This window comes from Bradyrhizobium rifense, from assembly GCF_008123425.1.
Classification (GTDB): Bacteria; Pseudomonadota; Alphaproteobacteria; order Rhizobiales; family Xanthobacteraceae; genus Bradyrhizobium; species Bradyrhizobium rifense.
Genome location: NZ_VSSS01000072.1, coordinates 41,617 through 58,520 on the forward strand (window position 1 = coordinate 41,617; position 16,904 = coordinate 58,520).

Sequence of the window (16,904 nt, forward strand, 5' to 3'; positions counted from 1 at the left end):
GCCGCCGATTTTATCACCCTACTTCATCGTCTCCCAGAGGCGGTGGGTCAGCACGCCGGCGCGCTTCTCGATCGCGGCGGCAGCGTCCAGCGCCAGATCCTCGCGATAGCGGCCCGCGATGAGCTGCACGCCGATCGGCTTGCCGTCGTGCACGGCCACCGGCACCACGGCGCCGGGCAGCCCCAGCACGTTGATCGCCGAGATGAAGCGGATCTCGCCCCAGAAGATTTCCTGCACGCGTTCGGCACTGACCGTGTCGTCACGCGGCCCCGGCGTCGGCTTCACCGTGGTCGGCGCCAGCACCACCGGATACTCCTCGAAGAACAATTGCCAGGCACGGATATGGCCATTGCGGGCGGCCGTCGCCTGCATCCAGGCCTTGAGATCGAGCGTGCTCGCCTTGGCCTTCATGCCACCCCACGCCTTGTGGAAGTCTTCCGTCGTGACCTTCAACATTCCGGCCTCCTGCATCACCACCGTCTCGTTGGTGATGATGTCGCACCAGGTCTGCCAGACGCCGTTGATGTCGGGCACCTCGACCTCGCTGACGCGATAGCCGGAGCGCTCCAAATGATCGGCGGCCTGGCGAAGCGCCGCGCCGACCGCCGGATCGACCGCCATGTCTTCCGGGATTTTTGCCAGCGCGACCTTGATCGGGCCCTTCGGCTTCGGCCCGGTCAGCGGCGCCGGCACCCACCAGGGATCGCGCGGATCGCGCTGGCTCATCACCTCCAGCGCAAGACGGACGTCGCCGACGTGGCGGGCGAGCGGTCCCTGCGCCGACATCAGATGCGCCAGCATCGGCCGTTCGGCGGTGGCACTTCCGTTGAAGGCCGGGATGCGCCCCTGCGTCGGCTTGATGGTAGCAACGCCGTTACAATGCGCCGGCCAGCGCAGGGAGCCTCCGATGTCGTTGCCATGCGCGATGGTGCCTATGCCGGCGGCGACCGCCGACCCCGCACCGCCCGAGGAGCCGCCGCAGGTGATGTTCGGGTCCCAGGGATTGAGCGTCAGTCCGTGCAGCGGATTGTCGGTGAAGCCGCGGAACGAGAATTCCGGCGTGTTGGTGAGGCCGAGCACAATCGCGCCGGCCTTCTTCAGATTACGCACAACCGGCGAATCCGACGGCGCGACGAGGTCCTTGTTGGCGGGAACGCCGTTGAAATTGGGCCGACCTTCAAAGTCGACGTTCTCCTTGATGGTGATGGGCACGCCGTGCAGGAGGCCGAGCTCGCCGCCCTTGGCGCGCTGCTTGTCGGCCGCATGCGCGGCCTTCAGCGCGTCTTCGCCGAGATCGACGACAACCGCATTCAGCCGGGGATTGACCGCATGCATGCGCTCCAGATGCGCCTCGACGGTCTCCACTGCGGAGATTGCGCCGGAGCGGATCGCGGACGCGGTGTCGACCGCGGACCATTGCCAGACCGGACCCTTCGGACGGAGCGCCGTGGCCGACTTGCGCGGCGCGGCCTTCTTGCCTGTCATCTTCGCAGCTTTCGCAACGGAGCCCATGCGGGCGGGGCTCGTCTTGCTCGAGGTCTTCGTTACTTTCCTTGCAACACTTTTCTTCTTGCTCGCCGTCTTTTTCGCCACGTCGCATCTCCAAAAAATTGCGCGGCGGAGGTTATGGAGGTCACGCGAGCGTGTACAGGCGCGTTTCTGCATGGCGCGTCGCCGCGACGCTCTGCCACGGGTCGGCGCGAGAGCCGCGCATGAACCTTTGGCCCCACTCTCCTGACCCATATACTGGTTGAATGGTGGAACAAACCACCGCCAAGATTGTGCCGACGCGATCCAGCTTTTGACGCAGCCATTTTGACAGCGATACATCGGAGCATTTGCCATGCTCGTGGAATTCGATAGCGGATACGACCAGCAACCATTTCGCGATCTGTGCGCCAGCTACCCGGGCGCCGAGACCTACGATCCCCAAGATTTCCGCATCGAATGGGGCCCGATCTTTCACCGCGGCCGGCTCGACGGATCGGCGCGCGTGCTCGTCGTCGGTCAGGATCCCGCCCAGCACGAAACCATCGTACGCCGGATCCTGGTCGGCACCGCGGGACGCCGGGCTCAGGGCTTTCTCGCCAAGCTCGGCATCACGCAGAGCTACGTGATGGTGAACACCTTCCTGTACAGCGTCTACGGACAGAGCGGCGGCAACAAGCACAAGAACGAGCCGGGCATCGTCCTCTATCGCAACAAATGGTTCAAGGCCGTGCTGGGGCTCGGCAACATCGAGGCCGTCGTCTCGCTTGGCAGCCTTGCGGACGAGGCCTGGCACGCCTGGCTCAAGACCGCCGACGGCGCAGTCTACAAGACCCTTGCGTATCAGCACATCACGCACCCGACCTGGCCGGAAAGCTCGGCCCATGATAACGCGACGCGGGCTGCGAATACCAAGATCATGCTGACCAAGTGGAATGCCGCGCTCACGGTTCTCGCGCCACAAATCCAGCATCCCGACGTGCCGACGACGCTTGTGCCGTATGGCGACGCCTTCAAACCGATCGAGCTCTTCGACATCATCGCGAAGGATCTCCCGGCGGGACTGCCGGCGTGGATGCGCGGAGACACGCCATGGGCCGTGCGCCAGGGCGCTGACGCCGCAGCCAAGCGGCGCACGATCACGATCACCATTCCCGACGGGGTGATCCCATGAGCCCGGCCGCAAGCCCGAAACGGTGGGCCCTGAGCGGGCGAATCGTGACGATGGCCGCCGAGGGCGACGTCATCAAGAGCGGTACGATCTTCATCGAAGACAATCGCATCGCCGCGATCGTGGCCAAGGGACAGTCGGCCCCGGCGGGCTTCGAGGCCATCAATCCGGTCGCAACCGGCGGCACCATCTATCCCGGCCTGATCGAGCTGCACAATCACCTCAGCTACAACATATTGCCGCTCTGGCAGGTGCCGCAGCTCTACGGCAATCGCGATCAGTGGCAGAATGCCAAATCCTACAAGACGTCCGTGACCGGCCCGATGAGCGCGATCGCGCTTGCCGATGACGGCTCGCTGCTGCCCGCCCTGGTCCGCTATGTCGAAGCCAAATGCATGGTCGCAGGCACCACGACGAGCCAGGGGATCACGCTGTCGAACTGGAGCGGCACGATTCACAAATACTACAAGGGCGCACTGCGCGCCGCCGAGATCGGGAGCCCTCCCGATCTTCCACGCGCCCACTCAAAGATTCCCGATATCGATGCCGAAGACTGGGCGAAGTTCGACAAGGAGCTGAAATCGTCGTCGTGCTTTCTGCTGCACTTGAGCGAAGGCATCGATACCAAGGCGCATAGCCACTTCCTCGCCTTGCGCAATTCCGAGGGAGATTGGGCGATCGAACCGTCGCTGGCCGGCATTCATTGCACGGCGCTCGACGCGACCGACTTCGGAACGATGGCCGAAAACCGTGCCAAGGTCGTCTGGTCACCCTTGAGCAACCTGCTGCTCTATGGAACGACGACCGACGTCGTCGCTGCGCGGACGGCCGGTCTCACCATCGCGCTCGGCTCGGACTGGTCGCCGTCCGGCAGCAAGAACCTGCTCGGCGAGCTGAAGGCGGCGAAAGTCGTGTCCGCACATTTCAACCTTGGCTTCAGCGACTACGAGATCGTCTCGATGGCGACGCGCAATCCGGCCGCGATCCTCAAATGGGAGGCGAAGCTGGGAACGATCGCCAGTGGCAAGTTCGCCGACCTTCTGGTCGTGAAAGGCGTCACCGGCGATCCCTACAGCCATCTGATCAAGTCGCACGAGCAGGACATCGTTCTGGTTACCATCGGCGGACGACCGCGCTACGGAACAAAGACGATCATGCAAAAGGCGGGCGGAAGCGGCGAGGCGCTCAAGATCGGCAGCAGCGCTCGGGTGATCGACTTCACCTCGCCCGACCAGGATCCGGAGATCGAGAAGATCACGCTGGCGGAGGCAACGATCCGGCTCCGCGCCGCGCTCGGCAATCTCGGCACGCTCCAACCGCATAGCCTCGCCATGAGTGACGCGATCGCCAGCGGGACGGTATCGCGAACCGGATGGCGTCTCGCGCTGGACGAACAGTTCGGCAACAACGTCCAATTGCGCCCGCGGCTGGAATATAACGGCGTCCGGACCGGTCCGGATCTGGCGGCGGTCGCGACCGCCGCCGAGCCGCTGCATCCGATCAAGCTGGATGGCCTTACTGTGGCGGGCGATCCCGTATTCCTGGACACGCTGAAGAGCGAACCCAATCTTCCCCAGGGAATAGGCGCCGCAATCGCCGCTTTTTATTAGTTGTTTTGCGACGGCCGCCGCCGCTCATACCGGCGGCGGGTTCAGCCGCGCAAATCCGTCCTGGATGCGATAGGGATAATAGGGATAGGGCGGCATCACCGCGCTGACCTCGTCGAGGCGCTTGAGCTGATCCACGCTCAGCGACCAGCCGACCGCGCCGAGATTGTCGCGCAACTGCGCCTCGTCGCGGGCGCCGATGATCACGGACGATACCGTTGGGCGCGACAACAGCCAGGCGATCGCGACCTGCGGCACGGTGTGGCCGGTCTCGATCGCAATCGCGTCGAGCACATCGACGATGGCATAGAGCCGCTGCTCGTCCACGGGCGGACCGAACTGCGCCGTCGCATGCAGGCGGCTGTTTTGCGGCAGGGGCTGATCGCGCCGGATCTTGCCGGTGAGCCGGCCCCAGCCGAGCGGGCTCCAGATGAGCGCGCCAACGCCCTGGTCGCGCGCGAGCGGCATCAGCTCCCACTCATAATCGCGGCCGAGCAGCGAGTAATAGACCTGATGCGCGACATAGCGCGGCCAGCCGTGACGATCGGCGATCGCGAGCGACTTCATCAACTGCCAGCCGGCGAAATTGGAGACGCCGACATAGCGCAGCTTGCCGGCGCGCACGAGCGTGTCGAGCGTGGACAGCACTTCCTCGATCGGCGTGAAGGCGTCGAAGGCATGGAGCTGGAGCAGATCGATATAGTCGGTACCAAGCCGTCGCAGTGCCGCCTCGATGGACGAGAGCAGCCGATGCCGCGACGAACCGGCATCGAGCGGGCCGTCGCCCATCGGCAGGCTCATCTTGGTCGAGATCAGCACCTTGTCGCGCCGGCCCTTGATGGCTGCGCCGAGAATCTGCTCGGAGGCGCCGTTCGAATAGACGTCGGCGCTGTCGAACAGATTGACGCCGGCCTCGAGGCAGATGTCGACCAGCCGGCGTGCCTCGTCAGTGCCACTGCGGCCCCAGGCCGAGAACAGTGGGCCCTCGCCACCGAAGGTGCCGGTGCCGAAGCTGAGAACGGGTACTTTAAGTCCGGAAGCGCCGAGATTGCGGTATTCCATATGCTCCTCCCCTATTCCGCCGGACACGCCGCGACTGCGGCCTGCCTGCGGTCGAGTTGGAGGCTCCACAGCGCCAGCACGAGTCCGATCGCCGTGATTCCGGCCGCGACCAGCGGCAGCGCGGAGAGGCCGAGCCCGCGATCGATGGTGACGCCGCCGGCCCAGGCACCGAGCGCATTGCCGAGATTGAACGCGGCGATGTTGAGGCTCGAGGCGAGCGTGCGGCCGCTCGGGCCGGCTGCTTCCAGCACGCGAAGCTGCAGCGGCGCGACCGTCGCAAACGCCGCGATGCCAAGCAGCAGGATCAGCCCAATGGTGGGGATCTTGACCGACAGCACGGCGGAGAGACCAAGCAACACGATGGCGAGCGCGGCGAGTGTGCCGATCAGCGCACGCGCGAGACCACGATCGGCGAGCTTGCCGCCGGCGACATTGCCGATCGCAAGTCCGACGCCGAACACCAGCAGGATCGGCGAGACAGCGGCCTCCGAAAAGCCGGTGAAGCGTGTCAGGATCGGCTGGACATAGGTGAAGACGACGAACAGGCCGGCAAAGCCGAACACGGTCATGGCAAGGCCGAGCAGCACCTGCGGCCGGCCAAGCACCGCGATCTCCTCCGCAAGCGAGATCGGCTTGTCGCCGTTGCCGACATGGCCGGGCACGAGCGCTGCCACCACCGCAATGGCGATCACGCCGATCACCGTCACCGCCCAGAACGCCGCGCGCCAGCCGAGCATCAGGCCGAACCAGGCGCCGAAGGGAACGCCGAGCAGTGTCGCGACCGTGAGGCCGATGAACATGGTCGATATCGCCGAGGCGCGTTTGTCCTCGGCAACCAGACTCGTGGCAACGACCGAACCGACACCGAAGAAGGTACCGTGGGCCAGCGAGGTCAGCACGCGCGCCGCCATTAGGAGCTCGTAGTTCGGCGCGAGCGCGCAGGCTGCATTGCCGAGCGTGAAGATCGCCATCAGCGCCAGCAGCACGGTCTTTCGCGGCAGCCGGCGGGTCGCGAGCGTCAGCACGGGCGCGCCGACGAACACGCCGAGCGCATAGCCGGAGATCAGCAGGCCCGCGACCGGCACGGAGACATACATGTCGGCGGCGACCTGGAGCAGCAGGCCCATGATGATGAATTCGGTGGTGCCGATGCCGAAGGCACCGGCGGTGAGCGCGAGGACGGCGGGAGGCATGCGTGGCTCCGATGGATGAAGACGAGCCACGCAGATAGCCGCGCCGCAGCAAAATCATTAGAATGTCCGCAATCCAATCATTTGTGACGTGAATTCAACATGGCCCGTTTCGACACCAACCGTTCCGCCGAGATGGAGGTTTTCGTCCGCGTCGTCGACTTGGGCGGATTCACCCAGGCCGCGCGAAAACTGCGCCTGACGCCGTCGGGCGTCAGCAAGCTGATCTCGCGGCTGGAGGCGCGGCTCGGCTCGCGACTGATCAACCGCACCACGCGCAAGCTGACGCTGACGGAGGAAGGCCAGACCTTCTACCAGCGCGCCGTGCGCATCCTCGGCGAGATGGAGGAAGCCGAACGCGAAGCGGCATCCGGCGCCACGCCGCGCGGCCGGCTCACGGTCAACAGCAACATCCCCTTCGGCATGCTGCACCTGATGCCGCTGATCCCGCGCTTTCTCAGAGAGCACCCCGACGTCACGCTCGACCTGGTGCTGACCGACACGCTGATCGACCTGATGCAGGAGCGCGCCGATGTCGCCATCCGCGTCGGCCCCCTGCGCGCCTCACGCCTCGTCGCGCGAAAACTCGGCACCAGCCGCATGGTCGTGGTCGGCGCACCGGATTATCTGGCCCGCGCGGGCACACCGAGGACACCGGCGGATCTCGCCGACCATCGCGGCATCGGCTGGACCTTTCCGCGCTCGATCCGCGGCTGGCCATTCAAGCGCGGCGACCGCACCGAGGAGGCGGTGCCGCCGCCGGCCGCGCGCGCCAGCGATGGCGAGATAGCCCGCCGCCTTGCGCTCGGCGGCGTTGGCCTTGCCCGTCTCGCCCTCTTCCACATCGGCCCCGACATCGAAGCCGGACATCTTGTTCCGGTTCTTCAAAGCTACAATCCCGGCGACCGCGAAGACATCCATGCCGTCTATGTCGGCCACACAGCGCCGCTGCCCGCGCGCGTGCGCGCCTTCATCGATTTTCTGGCTGAACACGTGCGGGTGAACGACCCGGCGTTGAAGCGTGCGCAGGATGGGGAGTGGAAATTGGTGGGATGAGGCAAATGGGGCGAGAGAGCAAAGGGCTTCGACGACGATGGAACTTTCGACGCGCCACGATCTGAGGCAAAAGTTTTCGCGCAATCTCGAGAACGCGCGACCGCCGCAATTTTCGTCACGCTGTCGATAAATTCATCCGGCAATATGCATTGCGTGTACACGTCACGATTTTCGACAGCAGGAATCGCGCGAGCAACCGTTCACAACTTCGTTCAAGAATAGCATCTGCTTGACAGGCATTCTCAGCCATCGCAGTTTTAGGTTGAATAACCCATCGAATGATTTTGCTTTGCTCGTTTGACTTTCCAGGCACCGAACGCGGAGCATTCATATGACGGTTATTCCTCCCGCCAGTGGCGTGACGATCCACAACGGCGACACGATGGATGTCAGTTACGGCGCTTCGGTCGATAGCACGACGATCGAAACTGGTGGCTTGCAGACGGTCGGCGGATCTTTTTCAACAAGCACGGCAACCCACACTGTCATCGCTGGCGGGGAACAGGACGTTATCCTTGATGGCGTCGCCAGCTACACAACTATCAACCAGGGCGGAATCCAGCGCGTAACTGGCGAATTTGTCCACGAAGGCCCAACGCCCGGCGCGGTTGATCACACCACGATCAATGGCGGCGGCGAGCAGGACATTGACACCGGCACCGCAACGACGACGACGGTCAATTCCGGCGGCGTGCAGAATGTGACGAATGGTGGCAGCGCCAGCGGCACGATCGTCAATTCCGGCGGTGTCCTCAAAGTTTCGGGTGAAACGATAGAAACGGCGCCCGTGTATCCGCCGCCGGTTATCCAAAGCGTGGCGACCGCGGCAACCATCAACGACCAGGGCGAATTCGACGTCACCGGCGGCGGGACCGCAGTGAACACCATCGTCAATGGCGGCGTCATGACCGTCTCGGGATCGATACCGGATCCGTTCGCCAACGTTCCCGGCCAGCCGGCCGTCGACGCCAGCACGGCGACCGGCACCACGGTCAAGGATTTTGGAACGTTGACGGTATCGAACGGAGCGCTGGTTTCCGGGACGATACTCCAGATTTTCGGCACGCTGAATGTGAATGCAGGTGGCACCGCGACCGGCACGATCATCGATGGCGGAACGATTCAGCTGTCCGCCGGCGCGACGGCGACTAACACGACCGTCAATCAGTACGGAGCTCTCATCGTCCTCGGTAACGCCGATTTTTCGGGGACAGTGTTCAACGCCAACAGCATTCTCGAGATCGGCGGCGGTACGATTGAGAACGGATTTACTGCTGCGAACAGCATGACGCTGCAGGTTTTGGACGGTGGTGTTCTCAACAACAGCACAGTCTCCGCAGGCGCAACGCTCATCCTTGAAGCCGGCTCCACGCAATCCAATACCACATTCCAGAGTGGCGCAACGCTTGTTGCCGACTACGGTTACACGGCGAACGGCTTCACCGTATCGAACGGCATGTTTTTCAAGGTGTACGGCACAGCCACGAACACCACGATATCAACTGGTGGCCAGCAAATCGTAGGCCTCGCCGACTTAGGCGGCACCGCGACTAACACCGTTATCAATGGCGGCGAACAGGATGTCGGGCTAGCCTCCACCGCGAGCTACACCACGATCAATACCGGCGGCATTCAGCGCGTCACCGGCATCTATATGCACGATATGCCGGGTCCAGGGCGGGCGGATCACACCACCGTCAATAATGGCGGCGAGCAGGACGTCGACACTGGCTACGTGACGTCAACCACCGTCAATGCCGGCGGTGTCCAGAATCTCACCAATGGGGGCTTTGCCGGCGGCACCATCGTTAAATCGGGCGGAGTCATCAATGCTTCGGGAGAGACGATCTATTATCCTCCGGGAGGCCCATACGGTGCCGTCATCAGAAGCGAAATCGATTCGGCCGTTGTCGGCAGCGGCGGCCAGTTGCACGTGACCGGGGCAGGGATCGCCAAGAACGCCACCATCAATGGCGGTGTGATGACGGTTTCGGGATCCATTGCGGACCCCACGAACAACCCAGGCGTACCGGCGGTCGACGCCAGCGCGGCGAGCGGAACAATCCTCAATTCAGGAAGCCTCTCCGTCTCCAACAGCGGCATCCTCACCTCGACGACCCTCAACGGCGGCACGCTTGACGTGCTTGATCAGGGCACCGCGAACGCGTCGACAATTCATCTTGGCGCGATAGAACTCGTCGAAGCGGGTGGCATTGTCGGCGCGACCACGATCGGCGGCGGTACGCTTGATCTCAAGGCGGGCGCGGTGTCCGACGACGCAATCACCTTCTCCGGCCAAGGCACACTCAAGATCGAGCAGAAGCTGACTTCGGGCTCATCGACCTTTGCAAGCCAGGTCAAGGGCATCTCGCTCGGTGACCAGATTGATCTTTCCGGGCTGTCCTATACCAGCGGCGCAACGGCGACTGTATCCGGCTCGACACTCACGGTCAGCAGCGGTACGGCCAGCGAGACTTTCACACTGGCGGATACTTCGGTTACGCGTTTCGGCATCACGAAAGACGGCTCCGGCGGCATTCTGCTGACAGCCGCGGCGCTGCCCTCCATCGCTGGAGCCATATCGGGACAAACGACCAGCAACGAAGCGGCGATCAATCCATTCGCGACTGTCACGATCACAGATCCAAACGCAGGAGCAACGGATAGCCTCATCATCACGCTTGCGGGCGCGGCCGGCATTCTGTCCGGGACAGGACTGATCTCTCTTGGAAACGGAATCTACGAACTTGCAGCGACCAGCGCTGACAAGCTGACCGCCGAACTGCACGCCCTCACCTTTGTGGCCTCGCCGCACGGAGACGGCAGCGCAACGACCACGTTCACTCTGAGCGACACCAGCAGCGTGGGCTTGACGGTCAGCGACGCCCACACGTCCGTCATAGACACACATCAAGCCGGTCCCACGACGATCAACGGCCCGGCATCCGGTTATGCGACCATTGAGGGCACGACGGGCAACGACATCATCCACGCCTATGGCATGTTCAATATCATCCACAGCAACGGCGGGAACGACACGATCTACGCCGGACTATACGGCACAGTCGATGTGCCGAGCGGCGACAGCACCGTCCATCTGGAGGGGTTCGGCAACCGCGTAACCGGTGGCGACGGCAATGTCACCGTGACGGGATCGACTGGCGCCACCATGATGACGCTCGGCAATGGCAACGACACCATCGACGCCGGCGGATACGGGAACATCATCACGTTGGGCAACGGCAACAATATTGTCCATCCGGGTGACGGCGCGAGCACAACGACGGCTGGCAACGGCAACAACCAGGTCACGCTCTCGGGATTTGGCAACACGGTCGTGCTTGGAAATGGCAACGATCTCGTCACGGGCGGAGGCGGCGCCAACAGTGTCACTCTCGGCGATGGCAACAACACCGTGAATCTCGGCGGGATGGTCAACCAGATCACCGTCGGCTCGGGAACAAACACGATCATCGCCGGCAACGGAGCGGATAACGTCGTTGCCGGCGCGGGCCACGATACGATCACACTTGGCGGGGTCGCCAATCACGTGGTGCTCAACGGCTCCACGGCAAATGTGACAAACCAGATTGGCCTGGACGTCATGACCGCCAATGGCGGATCAGACCAGTTCAACTTTGTCGGGTTCGGCAATCAGGCGATCATCAATGGCGCTGCCCATGTCAACATCAGCGATCACAGCTCGGGCCTGACCGTCTCTGTCAACTCCAGCAACCAATTCGACACGATCTCCGGATTTGGTAACGACCCGCTCGGCGTCATCGATCTTGGGAACGGCGCAGGCAATTACCACTCCGTCGCCGACATTATGAGCGCGCTGAGAAGCGATGGGCATGGCGGGACCCTGCTTGCCCTGGGCAGTGCTCCGAGCGCAGGGTCTCTCGATTTCGTCGACACCGCGATCAGCCAATTGCACGCATCAAACTTCGTGATCGTGTAGAGCCAGGCTTGTTTGCAACGCGCTTCACGAAAGTCAGGTTCGCTCGCATGATCGAAAGCTTGGCAGACCGGCCAGAAGCGTTCTCCAACGCGCGAAAGCGTTGGACTTTGGCCTGTCCACATCGAAGTGCGAATGACCTTGGTTGGCTGGCGGAGAGAGTGGGATTCGAACCCACGGTACGGTTTCCCGCACACACGCTTTCCAAGCGTGCGCCTTAAGCCACTCGGCCATCTCTCCGGAGCGCCTTCTCTTGAAGGGGCGCCGGCGATTTTGCAAGGGATCGCGGATAAATCAGGTGAATTTTCCGCAACATGTTGTATTTGCGGGGGAATATCTCGCATCACAAGACCGCCCGGAACCCACCTCAGGCTGAACCCGTCGCGGGTTTGGCGCGACGATTCACTCAAGGACGCCAAACACGACCGGGGACGCCATGACCATCTGCAAAACCATTGCCGCACTGAGCCTGATCCTGGCCCTTGGCGCCGCCTTGACAGCGTCGGCCAACGCACAGGCCTGTACCCGGCAGGGCGTCGATGTGACCTGCGAGGATGGACGGCGCGGCGTGCTTTCGGGCGATGCCATCCTCTGGCCGGACGGTACCCGCTCCAGCTCGACCCCGCATCAGAGCGTGATCATCGGCAACAAAAGCTCGGTGCATGTCGGGCCCGGCGTGTTCGTCGGCCAGGGCAAGGGCATGGTGCCAATGGACGATCCGAACGCGCCAAACAAGCGGCAGTGCGCGATTCTCGATGGCGTGTCGTATTGCTATTGAGGCTCGCCTCTCCCCGTGGAAACGGGGAGAGGGAGAAAAGAGTCAGATCAACCGCACGCCCGAGATCGCCGACTTCAGCCAGCGCAGCGCCTGCGGCGGCTGCGATGCGAGCGGGGCGGCCGCGACTTTCTCGGTACGGCACTTCTCCAGCTCGGCGACGAAATCCGACGACCATTGCTGGATGGTGTGGCCGCGCAGCGTCTTCATCATCGCGTCCCAGCGTATCTTGCGCTCGGTGAGCGGCATCGCAGCGGCGACCGCGATGGCCCGGGCCATGCCGTCGATATCGTGCGGATTGACCAGCAGCGCGGTCTCGAGCTCGTTGGCGGCACCGGCGAATTTCGACAGCACCAGCACGCCTGGATCGGCCGGGTTTTGCGCGGCGACATATTCCTTGGCGACAAGGTTCATGCCGTCATGCAGCGGCGTCACCACGCCGATCTGCGCGGTGCGATAGAGGCCTGCCAGCACGGCCTGACTAAAACCCTTGTTGAGATAGCGGATCGGCGTCCAGTCGACCTCGCCATGGCGGCCGTTGACGTCGGTGACGAGGCGCGCGACCTCGTTCTGGAGATTGCCATACGCTTCGATCGCGCCACGCGACGGGTTGGCGATCTGCAGCAGCGAGATGCTGCGCGCAAACTGCGGCTGATCGGTCCAGAGCCGATCGAACGCGCTGATGCGGTTGACGAGTCCCTTCGAATAATCGAGCCGGTCGACGCCGATCGCGAGCCGCTCGCCGTTCAGGCTGCGGCGCAGACGCGAGACGTCCGGATGTGAGACCGACTTCGCGGCATAGGCTGCGAACTTCTCCGCGTCGATGCCGATCGGAAACACTTCGCAGCGCGTCCGTCCGTGCTGCGAAAGCACCACGCCGTCCTCGACAACGAGGCCGAGCTCGCCGCCGGCATAGCCGAGGAAATTCTGACAATCCTCGTCGGTCTGGAAACCGAGCAGGTCATAGGCCAGCATCGCCGTGATCAGCTCACGATGATTGGGTACGCCCTGCATCACCGCAGCGACCGGCCACGGCGTGTGCAGGAAGAAGCCGATGGGATCATCGACGCCGAGATCGCGCAGCTCCGCACCGAGCGCGAGGAAATGATAATCCTGCACCCAGAACGCAGTCTCCGGCTTGCGAAAGCGCATCAAGGCACGCGCCATGAACGCGTTGACCTCGCGATAGCTGACATAGTCGTCGCGCGAGACGCGGATCAAATCGCTGCGCGAATGCAGCGCCGGCCATAACGCCGAATTGGCAAAACCTTCGTAATAGCCGCCGTAATGCGCCGCCGGCAGATCCAGCGTCGCAATCGCGCCAGAGCCCAGTGCCTCGATCTCGGCGAACGGTTCCTTTTGATGGCCGTCACGCACGCGGCCGGAGGAACCCACCCAGATGGCACCCGAATGCTCCACCACCGGAAGCAATGCCGCAGCGAGGCCGCCCGTCATGGGCTCGTTGGGTTTACCGCGCGCAACTCGATTCGAAACGACGACTAATTTCACAGGTCGTCCCCTCCTGTTCATTCCACGCTGTTTAACTGATGTTCATCAATATGGTTCCTGTCATCATTTCTTCGGATTGAAACCAAAATCGGGCGCGCGCGTTGGAACCTGTTTTCCCTTGAGGGAACCCGGCGATTTCATTCAACAAAGACAGCTTTCGTGACGGAGATGGCCGCGCGAATGACGCGCGCAACGGAACCAACGCGAGGGACAATGTGGCTCTGCGATGACGCTGCCTTATTCCAACCTTGTATCGTCGAGCAGGCGCGCGAGGAACGCACGCACATCGTTCGGCGCATCGAAGTGACCGTTGACGCCGATCGCCCGGCGGCCGACCGAGAAGGAGAGCCCGTTCATGTCGGGCATGATCGCAAACACGGTTTCATCGGTGACGTCGTCGCCGATGAAGATCGGGCGGCGCCCCCTAAAGGGCTCGTGCTTCATCAGCTCGCGCACGCCGGTCGCCTTGGTGAAACCGGAATGCTTGATCTCGCAAACGAACTTGCCCGGCAAAATTTCGATCGGCGCATTGGGCAGATCGGCCCGGATCAGCGAGACCGCTTCATAGATCGCCTTTTCCGCATGCGGCGCCAGCCGATAATGCAGCGCCAGCGAATAGCCCTTGTCTTCGAGCAGAATGCCGGGGCTGAGCTTTGCGATCGCGGCCAGCCGCCGCTTCAGCTCCTTGTCCATTGGCGGGGCGTGCACGTCGTCGGCTTCGTTGTCCATCGACAGCCGCATCTCCGCGCCGTGACCGGCGACGGCGCGAAACACATCGGGCGCGAAGATCAGATCGATGTCGTTGAGCGAACGGCCGCTGACCATGGCCAGCGCGCCCGAGGTGCGCTCCGTTAGCTGCTTCAGCGTCTCCGACAAGCCCGGCGGCACCCACACCTCGCGCGGCGTCGGCATCAGGTCGAGCAGCGTGCCGTCGATGTCGAGCAGGATCGCGGTTTCGCCGAGATGCGGCACGAGTGCATGCGGCACAGGCACGGCGTCAGGCGCTTCTTCATCCGGCATGGCGCGCTTCTGATCCAGTTCAGCGAGTTCCGATTTCATAAGTCTACTCCATAGAAGCCAGCGGCCGGGCGATTTCTTCGAGCGATTTGCGTTCCGCGGAAATGGCGTAGCGCCACGCCACGATCGCAGCCGCGATCATCAGGGCAGCTCCCAGCAAATAACCGGCGAACACGCTGTTGCGGGATCCCGTGTCGATCAGCACGCCGAACAGGGCGGGGCCCGCGACGCCGCCGATGCCGGTGCCCACCGCATAGAACACTGCGATCGCCAGCGCGCGAACTTCGAGCGGGAAGGTTTCGCTCACCGTGAGATAGGCGGCGCTCGCCGCAGGCGAGGCAAAGAAGAAGATCACCATCCAGGCGATGGTCTGCCCCTGCGCGCTGAGCGCGCCGATCGAGAAGAGATAGCCTGACACCGCCAGCAGCAGGCCCGAGACACCATAGGTGAACATGATCATGGTGCGGCGGCCGAGCGTATCGAACAGACGGCCGAGCAGAAGCGGACCGAGGAAGTTGCCGGCCGCGAACGGCAGCAGGTACCAGCCGACGTGATCGGCGCTGATGCCGTAGAAGTCGGTCAGCACCAGTGCAAAAGTGAAGAAGATCGCGTTGTAGAAGAAGGCCTGCGCGACCATCAGCACCAGGCCGACCATCGAACGCTGGCGATAGGTGACGAACAGCGTGTGCACGACTTCGCTGATCGGGGTGTGATCGCGCATCTTCAGGCGCATTTTAGCGAAGCGGCGATCGCTCGCATCCTGATCATGCCCGATCACCGAACGCTCGATGTCGTCGACGATCGCGTGCGCCTGGTCAGGATGGCCATGGATCATCAGCCAGCGTGGGCTTTCCGGGATCCACATCCGCATCAACAGCACGACGAGACCGACGGTCGCGCCGATGAGATAGGCAAGACGCCAGCCGAGATCGGGGCCGATCACCGCGGGATCAAGCAGCACGATGGCGGCAACCGCGCCCATCGCCGCGCCGATCCAGAAACTGCCGTTGATGACCAGATCAGTCCAGCCGCGGTAGCGCGCCGGCACCAGTTCCTGGATGGTCGAGTTGATCGCGGTGTATTCGCCGCCGATGCCGGCGCCGGTCAGGAAGCGGAACAGCGCGTAGCTTGCGATATTCCACGACAGCGCGGTCGCGGCCGTCGCGGAGAGGTAGAGCGCGAGCGTGATGAAGAACAGTTTTTTCCGGCCGATACGATCGGTCAGCCAGCCGAAGCCGAGCGCGCCGAGCACGGCGCCGGCGAGGTAAGCCGAGTTGGCAACGCCGAGATCGAGGTTGGAGAAGTGCAATGTCGGGCTCTGCTTCAGCGCACCCGAGAGCGCGCCGGCCAGCGTCACCTCGAGCCCGTCGAGGATCCAGGTGATCCCAAGCGCCAGCACCACACGGGTGTGAAAGCCGCTCCAGGGCAGCGCATCGAGCCGCGCGGGAATGCTGGTCTCGACGATGCGATCGCTCGCGGCCGCCGTCGAGACTGCAGGTCCATCATTCAGCGCTCGGCTCTGCTGCAATTCCATCGCGTTGCTGGGTCATGGGGGTGCGGCATTTCGCCTGCCAGCTGCGACAACGTCTGCGGCAAGAGCAGGTTCCCTTAGGAACGGCAGCGAATGCCGGCCGTTTCCGCTGGAGCCGCAAGGAGTTCACGCATGGCTCATGTCAGAAAGACGACACATTCGCGCAAAACGGCCGCACGCAAGACAGCCAGCGCGAGACGCTCAACCGCGCGCAAGAGCGCCAAGCGCGCCGCGCCAAAACGCTGGTCACAGCGCGTGACAAAGGAAAGCGACGCGCTCGATCTCAAGCGCGGCGTGTTCACGCTCACGAGCCCGAAGCGGATCGCGGCCTCGCTGAAGCGTTCCGCCGAGCACAGCACTCGCCGCAAGACCGGAGCCTATCGCTCGGCGCTATCGATGTTGACGTTCTATATCAACCGCGCCGGCAAGACGTTGCCGAAGGCGCGGTGCGAACGGCTCGAGAAGGCGAAGGTGGAGCTGAAACGGGCGTTCGGGAGGGAGTGATCCTTACGCCGCCCGGACTGTCTCTTATACACATCT

General features: G+C 63.3%; 12 protein-coding genes and 1 tRNA gene. 6 read left to right on the plus strand and 7 right to left on the minus strand.

The window, feature by feature from the left end; translation table 11 throughout:
- Positions 1-18 precede the first annotated feature (18 nt).
- Complete coding sequence (locus FXB40_RS40440; RefSeq protein WP_148777852.1) at positions 19-1,593, minus strand: amidase family protein; 1,575 nt, start codon at positions 1,591-1,593, stop codon at positions 19-21.
- Between the two features lie 250 nt (positions 1,594-1,843).
- On the opposite strand from FXB40_RS40440, the gene FXB40_RS40445 reads away from it, so the two are divergent.
- Together FXB40_RS40445 and FXB40_RS40450 are read left to right on the plus strand one after the other, a co-directional pair.
- Positions 1,844-2,662, plus strand: a complete 819-nt coding sequence (locus tag FXB40_RS40445; protein ID WP_148777853.1) for a uracil-DNA glycosylase family protein — start codon at positions 1,844-1,846, stop codon at positions 2,660-2,662.
- Positions 2,659-4,269 (plus strand): amidohydrolase family protein, encoded by a 1,611-nt coding sequence (locus FXB40_RS40450; RefSeq protein ID WP_148777854.1) that lies wholly within the window; start codon positions 2,659-2,661, stop codon positions 4,267-4,269. Before FXB40_RS40445 ends, FXB40_RS40450 begins: the two co-directional genes overlap by 4 nt.
- A 24-nt stretch (positions 4,270-4,293) precedes the next feature.
- Here FXB40_RS40450 and FXB40_RS40455 read toward each other — a convergent pair whose 3' ends face one another.
- On the minus strand, positions 4,294-5,328 hold the full coding sequence (locus tag FXB40_RS40455; protein ID WP_148777855.1) for an aldo/keto reductase: 1,035 nt from the start codon (positions 5,326-5,328) through the stop codon (positions 4,294-4,296).
- Positions 5,329-5,339: 11 nt separating this feature from the next.
- Positions 5,340-6,521 carry an MFS transporter gene (locus FXB40_RS40460; protein ID WP_148777856.1) on the minus strand — a complete coding sequence of 394 codons (1,182 nt, stop codon included), beginning with the start codon at positions 6,519-6,521 and terminating at the stop codon, positions 5,340-5,342.
- Positions 6,522-6,620: 99 nt separating this feature from the next.
- Between FXB40_RS40460 and FXB40_RS40465 the strand changes: the two genes are divergently transcribed.
- Positions 6,621-7,574 (plus strand): LysR family transcriptional regulator, encoded by a 954-nt coding sequence (locus FXB40_RS40465; RefSeq protein WP_148777857.1) that lies wholly within the window; start codon positions 6,621-6,623, stop codon positions 7,572-7,574.
- A gap of 331 nt (positions 7,575-7,905) precedes the next feature.
- Positions 7,906-11,535, plus strand: a complete 3,630-nt coding sequence (locus FXB40_RS40470; protein WP_148777858.1) for a beta strand repeat-containing protein — start codon at positions 7,906-7,908, stop codon at positions 11,533-11,535.
- Between the two features lie 147 nt (positions 11,536-11,682).
- Here the strand turns inward: FXB40_RS40470 and FXB40_RS40475 are convergent.
- Positions 11,683-11,772, minus strand: a tRNA-Ser gene (locus FXB40_RS40475).
- Positions 11,773-11,968: 196 nt separating this feature from the next.
- Here FXB40_RS40475 and FXB40_RS40480 point away from each other — a divergent pair.
- The gene (locus FXB40_RS40480; RefSeq protein ID WP_148777859.1) at positions 11,969-12,310 is read left to right on the plus strand and encodes a hypothetical protein; all 342 of its coding nucleotides are present in this window, start codon (positions 11,969-11,971) and stop codon (positions 12,308-12,310) included.
- Between the two features lie 42 nt (positions 12,311-12,352).
- On the opposite strand, the gene FXB40_RS40485 is transcribed toward FXB40_RS40480, so the two are convergent.
- From FXB40_RS40485 to FXB40_RS40495, 3 genes are all read right to left on the minus strand, one after another.
- Entirely contained in the window at positions 12,353-13,816 is a 1,464-nt protein-coding gene (locus FXB40_RS40485; protein WP_187437481.1) for a trehalose-6-phosphate synthase, read from the minus strand.
- A gap of 237 nt (positions 13,817-14,053) precedes the next feature.
- Complete coding sequence (gene otsB, locus FXB40_RS40490; RefSeq protein WP_148777861.1) at positions 14,054-14,875, minus strand: trehalose-phosphatase; 822 nt, start codon at positions 14,873-14,875, stop codon at positions 14,054-14,056.
- Between the two features lie 4 nt (positions 14,876-14,879).
- Positions 14,880-16,367 (minus strand): MFS transporter, encoded by a 1,488-nt coding sequence (locus FXB40_RS40495; protein WP_148777862.1) that lies wholly within the window; start codon positions 16,365-16,367, stop codon positions 14,880-14,882.
- 129 nt (positions 16,368-16,496) lie between these two features.
- Here FXB40_RS40495 and FXB40_RS40500 point away from each other — a divergent pair, with 129 nt between their 5' ends.
- Positions 16,497-16,868 carry a DUF3175 domain-containing protein gene (locus FXB40_RS40500; RefSeq protein WP_148777863.1) on the plus strand — a complete coding sequence of 124 codons (372 nt, stop codon included), beginning with the start codon at positions 16,497-16,499 and terminating at the stop codon, positions 16,866-16,868.
- The last annotated feature ends 36 nt before the right edge of the window (positions 16,869-16,904 follow it).